Source organism: Methylosinus sp. Ce-a6 (genome assembly GCF_009811655.1).
Taxonomy (GTDB): domain Bacteria; phylum Pseudomonadota; class Alphaproteobacteria; order Rhizobiales; family Beijerinckiaceae; genus Methylosinus.
The window spans coordinates 82,430-90,243 of the sequence record NZ_BGJX01000018.1 but is presented as its reverse complement, the minus strand read 5'-3'; the positions used below and the strand labels follow the sequence as shown (position 1 = coordinate 90,243).

The 7,814-nt window shown below is 68.8% G+C and carries 7 protein-coding genes; 3 read left to right on the top strand and 4 right to left on the bottom strand.

Features of this window, described 5'->3' with window-relative positions; genetic code table 11:
• Positions 1–358: 358 nt before the first annotated feature.
• Entirely contained in the window at positions 359–1,651 is a 1,293-nt protein-coding gene (locus Mspo_RS12740; protein ID WP_159730285.1) for a glutamate-5-semialdehyde dehydrogenase, read from the top strand.
• Between the two features lie 217 nt (positions 1,652–1,868).
• Positions 1,869–2,468, top strand: coding sequence for a nicotinate-nucleotide adenylyltransferase (locus Mspo_RS12735; RefSeq protein WP_159730283.1), 600 nt, complete (start codon positions 1,869–1,871; stop codon positions 2,466–2,468).
• Positions 2,469–2,530: 62 nt separating this feature from the next.
• Here Mspo_RS12735 and Mspo_RS12730 read toward each other — a convergent pair whose 3' ends face one another.
• Complete coding sequence (locus Mspo_RS12730) at positions 2,531–2,794, bottom strand: hypothetical protein (protein WP_159730281.1); 264 nt, start codon at positions 2,792–2,794, stop codon at positions 2,531–2,533.
• 285 nt (positions 2,795–3,079) lie between these two features.
• Positions 3,080–4,441, bottom strand: coding sequence for a 30S ribosomal protein S12 methylthiotransferase RimO (gene rimO / locus Mspo_RS12725; RefSeq protein ID WP_159730298.1), 1,362 nt, complete (start codon positions 4,439–4,441; stop codon positions 3,080–3,082).
• Between the two features lie 198 nt (positions 4,442–4,639).
• Here rimO and Mspo_RS12720 point away from each other — a divergent pair, with 198 nt between their 5' ends.
• Positions 4,640–5,617, top strand: a complete 978-nt coding sequence (locus tag Mspo_RS12720) for a beta-ketoacyl-ACP synthase III (protein ID WP_159730279.1) — start codon at positions 4,640–4,642, stop codon at positions 5,615–5,617.
• 93 nt (positions 5,618–5,710) lie between these two features.
• Here Mspo_RS12720 and Mspo_RS12715 read toward each other — a convergent pair whose 3' ends face one another.
• Positions 5,711–7,495 (bottom strand): FAD-dependent oxidoreductase, encoded by a 1,785-nt coding sequence (locus Mspo_RS12715; protein WP_159730277.1) that lies wholly within the window; start codon positions 7,493–7,495, stop codon positions 5,711–5,713.
• A gap of 34 nt (positions 7,496–7,529) precedes the next feature.
• On the bottom strand, positions 7,530–7,814 hold the full coding sequence (locus tag Mspo_RS12710; protein WP_159730275.1) for a hypothetical protein: 285 nt from the start codon (positions 7,812–7,814) through the stop codon (positions 7,530–7,532).

The window sequence follows — 7,814 nt, the reverse complement described above, 5'->3', positions numbered from 1 at the left end:
CCTCGCCGAGCAGAAGCTGTGCGAGATAGGCCCCGTCCTGCCCGGTGACGCCCGTCAACAATGCGCGTTTCGTCATAGAAGAACCTCATTGCGGCGGAGCGGGTCGAGGGGCGCAGCCGCGCGCCGAGACCCCTGCCCCAGCCGTTTCTCGCCGCATACGCCCGAAGAATGCATCGGCCGGTCGAAAAGCGCCGCCTCGGCAGAGAGCTGCGCCATCGGCGACGCCGCCAAAGCCCGGGCCTACGCCCTCGCGGATTACAGAAAGGGCGGTCGCCTGGCAAGCCCTTCGGCCCGGCGGCTTTCGGCGGCGGCGGGTTTCATGGTAGCGGATCGAGGCGGAAGGCGAGGGCGAGACGAGATGGCGAGAGCGGAAGCGGCGCCGACGAGCGAGCAGGACATAGGCGAGCTGATGGCCGAGCTCGGCCGTAATGCGAGGCTGGCGGCGCGAGCGGTGGCGCTCGCCCCGGCGAAGACGAAGAACGAGGCGCTGCGCGCGGCGGCGGCCGAGCTGCGCCGACGCGCGGGCGAGCTCCTCTCCGCCAATGCGCTCGATGTGGCGGAGGCGCAAAGCCGCGGAACCGCCGCCTCCTTTCTCGATCGGCTGACGCTCGATCCGTCGCGCGTCGAGGCGATGGCCCGCGGTCTCGAGGAGATCGCCGATCTGCCCGATCCCGTCGGCCGCCTGCTCGCCGCCTTCGAGCGGCCGAACGGCCTCCTCATCGAGCGCGTCGCGACGCCGCTCGGCGTCATCGGCGTCATTTATGAGAGCCGGCCCAATGTCACCGCCGACGCCGGCGGACTCTGTCTCAAGGCCGGCAACGCCGCCATTCTGCGCGGCGGCTCCGAGAGCCTGCGCTCCTCGCGCGTGGTTCACCAATGTCTCGTCGCCGGCCTCGCCGCCGCGGGCCTGCCGGAGGCGGCGATCTCGCTCGTGCCCGTCGCCGATCGCGCCGCCGTCGGAGCCATGCTCGCCGGGCTCGACGGCAATGTGGACGTCATCGTGCCGCGCGGCGGCAAGAGCCTCGTCGCGCGGGTGCAGCACGAGGCGCGCGTGCCGGTCTTCGCCCATCTCGAGGGCATTGTGCATGTCTTCGTCCATGCGCAGGCCGATCTCGACATGGCGAAGCGCATATTGCTGAACGCCAAGCTGCGCCGCACCGGCGTCTGCGGCGCCGCCGAGACGCTGCTCGTCGATCGCGCCTGCGCGGCGACGCATCTTTCGCCGCTGGTGAAAATGCTGCTCGACGCCGGCTGCGAGGTGCGCGGCGACGCGGCGACGCAGGCGGCGGACGCGCGCGTGCTGCCCGCGACGGAAGAGGATTGGCGCGCCGAATATCTCGACGCCATCATCGCCGCCCGCGTCGTCGACGGGCTCGACGCGGCGATCGCGCATATCGAGACCTATGGCTCGCATCACACCGATTGCATCGTCACGAAGGACGACATTGCGGCGCGGCGTTTCATGGCGGAGGTCGATTCGGCGATCGTGCTGCACAACGCCTCGACGCAATTCGCCGATGGCGGCGAATTCGGCTTCGGCGCCGAGATCGGCATAGCGACGGGCCGCATGCACGCCCGCGGGCCGGTGGGCGTCGAGCAGCTCACCTCGTTCAAATATCGCGTGCATGGCGCCGGGCAGGTCAGGGGATGAGCGCGCGAAATCGTCGTGCGCGATCCCTTCTCCCGCTCGCGGGAGAAGGCGGCCTCGCGAAGCGAGGTCGGATGAGGGGCCTCGCGACCACAGCAATCGTCGGGGCCAATTCGGATCGCATGGGGACGACCGCGGCGGCCCTCATCCGACCCGACTGCGTCGGGCCACCTTCTCCCGTAAACGGGAGAAGGAAGCGCGAACCTTCGACGATTTCGCTATGATCCGCCTGCCGCCTCATGCGCCGGGGATGCGCATCGGCATCTTCGGCGGCTCATTCGATCCGCCGCATGAAGGGCACCGGCACGTTTCCCAAATCGCCTTGCAGAGGCTCCGATTGGATCGGCTCTGGTGGCTGGCGACGCCCGGCAATCCGCTGAAGCGGACCGCCGGCCTGCCGTCGCTCGAACAGCGCATCGCCGCCGCGCGAAAAATCGCCTGCGATCCGCGCATCGTCGTCACCGGCGTGGAGGCGGAGATCGGCGCGCGCTACACCGCGGATACGCTGCGCTTCCTGCATCGGCGTTGTTCGAACGTTCGCTTCGTCTGGATCATGGGCGCCGATAATCTGCTGCAATTCCACCATTGGCGCGATTGGGAGGAGATCGCGCGCACGACGCCGATCGCGATCGTGGATCGGCCCGGCGCGACGCTTCGGGCGGGTTCCGCCAAGGCGGCGCAACATTTTTGGCGCGCGCGCCTGCCGGAGAGCGCGGCGCCGCTGCTCGCCGAGGCGAGGCCGCCGGCTTTCGTCTATCTGCACGCCCCGCGCGTCGCGCAATCCTCGACGGCTCTGCGCAGCGCCGCCGGCCGCGCCTGAAAAACCACCTGAGCTCGCATGTTCTCTTCCGAAAACCGCGACGCAGTTTTCGGGAACATGCTCTATTTGCGGACGCCGCGACGCTGCCACCACAGCAGGGCCGCTCCCAGGCCGATCATCGGGACGACGATCAGCACATAGGTCCAGACGGTCCCTTCGTCATAAGGGTGCCTGTCATAATAGCCGAACTCGACGGCCTGCTGGTAAGGATTGCGGAAGAAGAAGGTGACGAACACCCACATGGCGAGAACGATCGCCGTGAAGAATATCAGCTGACGGCTGGCCAGCAGACGGGGAATGCGGTCCTTCGGGGGTTCCTCGGTCATGGGCGGCGCTCCTCTCCTATCGTCGTTTTCCAATCCGCTTGGTGCGCGATTCCTTCTCCCACTCGTGGGAGAAGGTGGCCCGGCGAAGCCGGGTCGGATGAGGGCGGCTGCGGTTCTCGGACGCCTTCGCCGAACGACATTCTTCGCGGTCGCGGGCGGAGCCCTCATCCGACCTCGCCATAAGCCCGACGCTTGCGACGGGCGTCCTTTCGGACGCCCTATGGCCGGGCCACATTCTCCCGCAGGTGGGAGAAGGAGTCGAATGGCGAGGCTCCGCTCATACTATCACACCGCCGCGCCGTAGAGATCATAGGCGTCGGCGCGGTCGACCTTCACGGTGACGATCTCGCCGGCGCGCAGCGGGCGGCGCGAGGCGATGTGCACGGTTCCGTCGATCTGCGGCGCGTCCGCCTTGCTGCGTCCGCGCGCGAGGCTCCCCGTCGCGCCGCCTCCCGGCTCGTCGATCAGCACCTGAAGCCGCTTGCCGATTTTGCGTTTCAGCAGGCGCGCGCTCACCTTCTGCTGGCGCTCCATGAAGCGTTTCCAGCGCGCCTCCTTCACCTCGGGGGCGATCGCGGCCAGCGGCAGATCATTGGCCGGAGCGCCGGCCACCGGCTCGTAGCGGAAGGCGCCGGCGCGGTCGATCTCCGCCTCCTCCAGCCAGTCGAGCAGATAGGAGAAATCCTCCTCCGTCTCGCCGGGAAAGCCGACGATGAAGGTGGAGCGCAGCGCGAGATCTGGACAGGCGCGCCGCCAGGATTTGATGCGCTCCAGCGTCTTTTCCTCATTGGCCGGGCGCTTCATCGCCCTCAGCACGGAAGGCGCGGCGTGCTGGAAGGGAATGTCGAGATAGGGCAGAACCTTGTTCTCGGCCATCAGCTCGACGACCTCGTCCACATGCGGATAGGGATAGACGTAATGCAGCCGCACCCAGGCGCCGAGCGAGCCGAGCTCGCGGGCAAGATCGAGGAAGCGCGCGCGCACAGCGCGGTCGCCCCACTGGCTTTCGGCGTAGCGCAGATCGCGGCCATAGGCGCTCGTATCCTGCGAGATGACCAGGAGCTCCTTGACGCCCGCCTTCACCAGCCGCTCGGCCTCGCGCAGCACCTCCGCAGCCGGGCGCGAGGCCAGCGAGCCGCGCAGATGCGGGATGATGCAGAAGGAGCAGCTATTGTCGCAGCCTTCCGAAATTTTGAGATAGGCGTAGTGGCGCGGCGTGAGCTTGACGCCCTGTTCCGGCACGAGATCGAGGAAGGGGTCGTGGCTCGGCGCGGCGGCGGCGTGGACGGCCTCGACGACGCTCTCATAGGCCTGCGGGCCGGTGATCGCCAGAACATCGGGGAAACGCTCGGTGATCGCCTGCGGCTCGGCGCCCATGCAGCCGGTGACGACGACCTTGCCGTTCTCCTTCAGCGCCGCGCCGATCGCCTCGAGCGATTCGGCCTTGGCGCTGTCCAGAAAGCCGCAGGTGTTGACGACGACGACATCGGCCCCGGCATGGGTGCGCGAAAGCTCATAGCCCTCGGCGCGCAGGCGCGTGAGGATGCGCTCGCTGTCGACGAGCGCCTTGGGGCATCCGAGCGAGACGAAGGAGACGCGCGGCGCCTCTCTGGCGGGCGCGGTCGGGTCGGCGGAGGCGTTCTGCATAGGCGCGTTCTGCATGGGCGAAAGGCTTGCCATGGCGCGCGCGCCGTGGCAATCGCCCCGCGCGCGGTCCGAAACGTGAGCTCGGCCTGGGGATTACAGAATTTTAAGGTTCGCGCCTCGCCGATCCCTGCTAGGCATGAGGTGTCCGCGGCGGCTCGCGCCGGCCGCCGGATCTTAAAAGAAAGAGGCCGAACGCCGTTGCTCAGAACTGTCATACTCGGAACCGGATCCTACGCCCCTGCGCGGGTCCTGACCAATGCCGACCTCGAGAAAATGGTCGCGACCAATGGCGCCTGGATCGTCAGCCGCACCGGCATAGAGGAGCGGCGCATCGCCGCGCCCGGCGAATCCACCTCCGATATGGCGGCCGCCGCCTCCCGCGAGGCTCTGGAGCTCGCAGGGGTCGATCCGCGCGAGCTCGATCTCATCATTGTCGCGACGGTCACCGGCGACGCGCAGACGCCCGCCTGCGCCGCCTTTCTGCAGGCCAAGATCGGCGCGGAGAACGCCTTCGCCTTCGATGTCTCCGCCGCCTGCGCCGGCTCGCTCTATGCGCTCTCCATCGCCGATCAGTTCATCAAGACCGGCAAGATCCGCCGCGCGCTCATCGTCGGGGCGGAGACGCTGAGCCGCGTCGTCGACTGGACCAATCGCGAGACTTGCGTGCTGTTCGGCGACGCCGCCGGCGCCATGGTGCTGGGTCCGGGCGAGGAGGAGGACCGCGGCCTGCTCTCGACGAGCCTGCGCACCGACGGGACCATGACCGGCATTCTCGGCATTCCGCGCCCCTATGATCCGCGCCAGGACGGGCCGACGCCGGGCGAGGCGCATAAGATCAAGATGCGCGGGCGCGAGGTCTATAAGGTCGCGCTGCGCCTTTTGCCGGAGATCGTCTCCGAGGCGTTGGCGATGGCCGGCCTCGAGGCGAAGCACGTCGATCATGTGATCGCCCATCAGGCCAACATCCGCATCATAGAGGCGGCGCTGGCGACGCTCGGCGTGCCTCTGGAGAAATGCTGGATGAACCTCGCCCGCTTCGGCAACACGTCGAGCGCCTCCATGCCGATCACCCTGGACGAGGCCAATCGCGCCGGGCGGCTGAAGAAGGGCGATGTGATCGCCATGATGGCGATCGGCGCCGGAATGACCTGGGGCGGCGCGGTGCTGCGCTGGTGAGCCCCGGGGACGCGCCGCTCGGCGCCCAGCGCCGCGCGGCCGAGGAAGGCGACGGCCGCGATGATGGCGCAGACGCCCATCGTGCGCCTGTTATCAGCGATTATCCAGCGCCTCTCGCGCGGCGCGGCGGCCGGAGCCGATCGCGCTCTCGATAGATGGGGCGCCTTCGACATGCTGGCCCGCGAAAACCACCGGCCCCAGCGGCGCGCAGGCGATGCGGCGCGGCGATTGCGCGCGGTCGAGCCGCCCTCGCGCGTCGCGCGCGGAGCCGAAGAGGAAATTCGGCGGCGGCCGCAACATGCTGTGACCCCAGCGATAGAGGAACAGCGCGTCGACATCGCGATCGAAGTCGAAATCGGCGCCGCGCATCAGCCGCGCGAGATCGCTGCGGATCGAGTCTTCGTAATCGGAGAAGGGCGTGTGCAGGAGCTTCATGCGCGCTTCGCCGAGCGCTTCGAGCGGGGCGTCGCAGCCGCCATAGAAGGTGAGCGTCGCCCGTCGCTCGCGATCGGCGCGCCTCGCGCCTATCCAATCGGCGACGATGTAATTGACGAAATGCCGCCCGCCCCACCAGCTCTGGCTATAGCCCAAGCCGAGCTCCACGAGAGGCGCCGCGCGGCGCAGCGCCACATTGGCGGTGACGATGGGCGCCGCATGGAATCGGCTCCAGGCCTCCTTGCGCGCGGCGTCGGAGAAATGCGCGACGAGATGGCGCGCGCTCTGCGCCGGGGCGGCGAGAATGATCCGCTTCGCGAAAAGGCGGCGAAAGCCGCCGTCCTGGAAATAGACGACGCTCGCGCCCGCGCGCGCCGCAGACGACTGTGGATCGATCCGCAGCGCCGTCGCATTCGTCACCAGGCGCGGCGGCGTCTCGCTCTGCGCCAGAAAGCGCAGCGCGCGGCGCGCGATCTCCGACGCGCCGCCGGCATAGGTGAATGTCGCGCCGCGCGTGAATTCTCCCGACAGGAAGGAGATCGCGCTATGGGCGTTCACCTGAGCGGCAGTCCCGCCAAAGGCGGTGAGCGTGTAGGAGTCGAAAAACAATGAGACGATCGGATCGCAGCGCAGCTCCGTCTCGAGATAGTGCTTCAAGCTGACGGTCGTGAGCTCGTCGAGAGCCGGATCGCTCTCTTCGGCGGGATCGGCGAGGCCTTTCGCGCCGAGCGCGCGGATGGTCTCGCGCGCGCGCAGCAGATCGGCGACGATGCGCGGCTCATAAGGGAGGCGCTCCAGGCCGCTCTCGAATGTATCGATGTTCCAGCCGCGGCGGCCGGCGGCGGCGCCCGGCGCATATTCGTCGAAATAATAGCTGATTTCGGGGGCGGGGATGCTCTGCGCCAGCCAGTCGACGCCGATCGCCCGATAAAATCGGGAGAGCCAGTCGGCGGAAGGGGCGACGCCATAGGCGCCCGCGGTGGAGGCGGGGCCGGGAAGCGGCGCGCCCTCGTCGCGTCCGGCGTTGCCGCCCGCCACAGGGCCGGCCTCGAGGATCAGCAAGCGGGCCCGCGGCCGCTCGCGCAGCAGATGATAGGCGGCGGAAAGTCCGGCGAGGCCGCCGCCGATGACGATGGCGTCGAACCCGCCGCTTTCGTCGACAATGGGGAACGTCCCGGCGAGGTCATCGCAGCCCGGCGCGAGCGACGCGGAGTTTTTCTCAAAGCGCAGCCGCCCGTCGCGCAGCCAATGCGAGACGGCGAAGGTCGAAGGAAGATTGCCGCCGCGCAGCGCACGCGGATCGAGGCCGATCGGCCCGTCGCAGGAACCGGAAGCGAGCGCCTGCGCCGGAACGCTGCGCAAGACGCCGCCGCTGGCGGCGATCAGCAGCCCGTTCAGAAAATCGCGCCGGGCGAGACTGTCGGTCGAGGGGCTTCGAGCCATAGGTCGCTCCTCCCTCTGTGTCGCCGCGCCGGCGTCAGCGGCTCCCGGGCGTGAAGGTCATGCGCGGGCGCCCGCGCCGGCCGCGCTCGGCGAAGGGGCCGGCGCGCTCGCCGCCATGCGAGACGATCGGCTCGGCCGGAGCGAAGGAGAGCGAGGAGCGCGCGTTGCGCGCATGGGCGGCCGGGCCGAAGGAGGCGAGACAGCGATTATAGGCGTCCGCCGCCTGGATACGCTCGCAATCGCCGATGCTGCGCGGCTCGGCCGCCGCGAAGCCTGTGGCGAAGCAGGCGATGAGAACGAGCGAAACCTCACGAAGCAT

Bases quoted from the DNA above. Each gene is read 5' to 3' on its own strand.
- Mspo_RS12710 (WP_159730275.1), bottom strand. From the start codon at position 7,814: ATGCTTCGTGAGGTTTCGCTCGTTCTCATCGCCTGCTTCGCCACAGGC.
- Mspo_RS12730 (WP_159730281.1), bottom strand. From the start codon at position 2,794: ATGACCGAGGAACCCCCGAAGGACCGCATTCCCCGTCTGCTGGCCAGC.
- Mspo_RS12735 (WP_159730283.1), top strand. From the start codon at position 1,869: ATGATCCGCCTGCCGCCTCATGCGCCGGGGATGCGCATCGGCATCTTC.
- Mspo_RS12715 (WP_159730277.1), bottom strand. From the start codon at position 7,495: ATGGCTCGAAGCCCCTCGACCGACAGTCTCGCCCGGCGCGATTTTCTG.
- Mspo_RS12740 (WP_159730285.1), top strand. From the start codon at position 359: ATGGCGAGAGCGGAAGCGGCGCCGACGAGCGAGCAGGACATAGGCGAG.
- rimO (WP_159730298.1), bottom strand. From the start codon at position 4,441: ATGCAGAACGCCTCCGCCGACCCGACCGCGCCCGCCAGAGAGGCGCCG.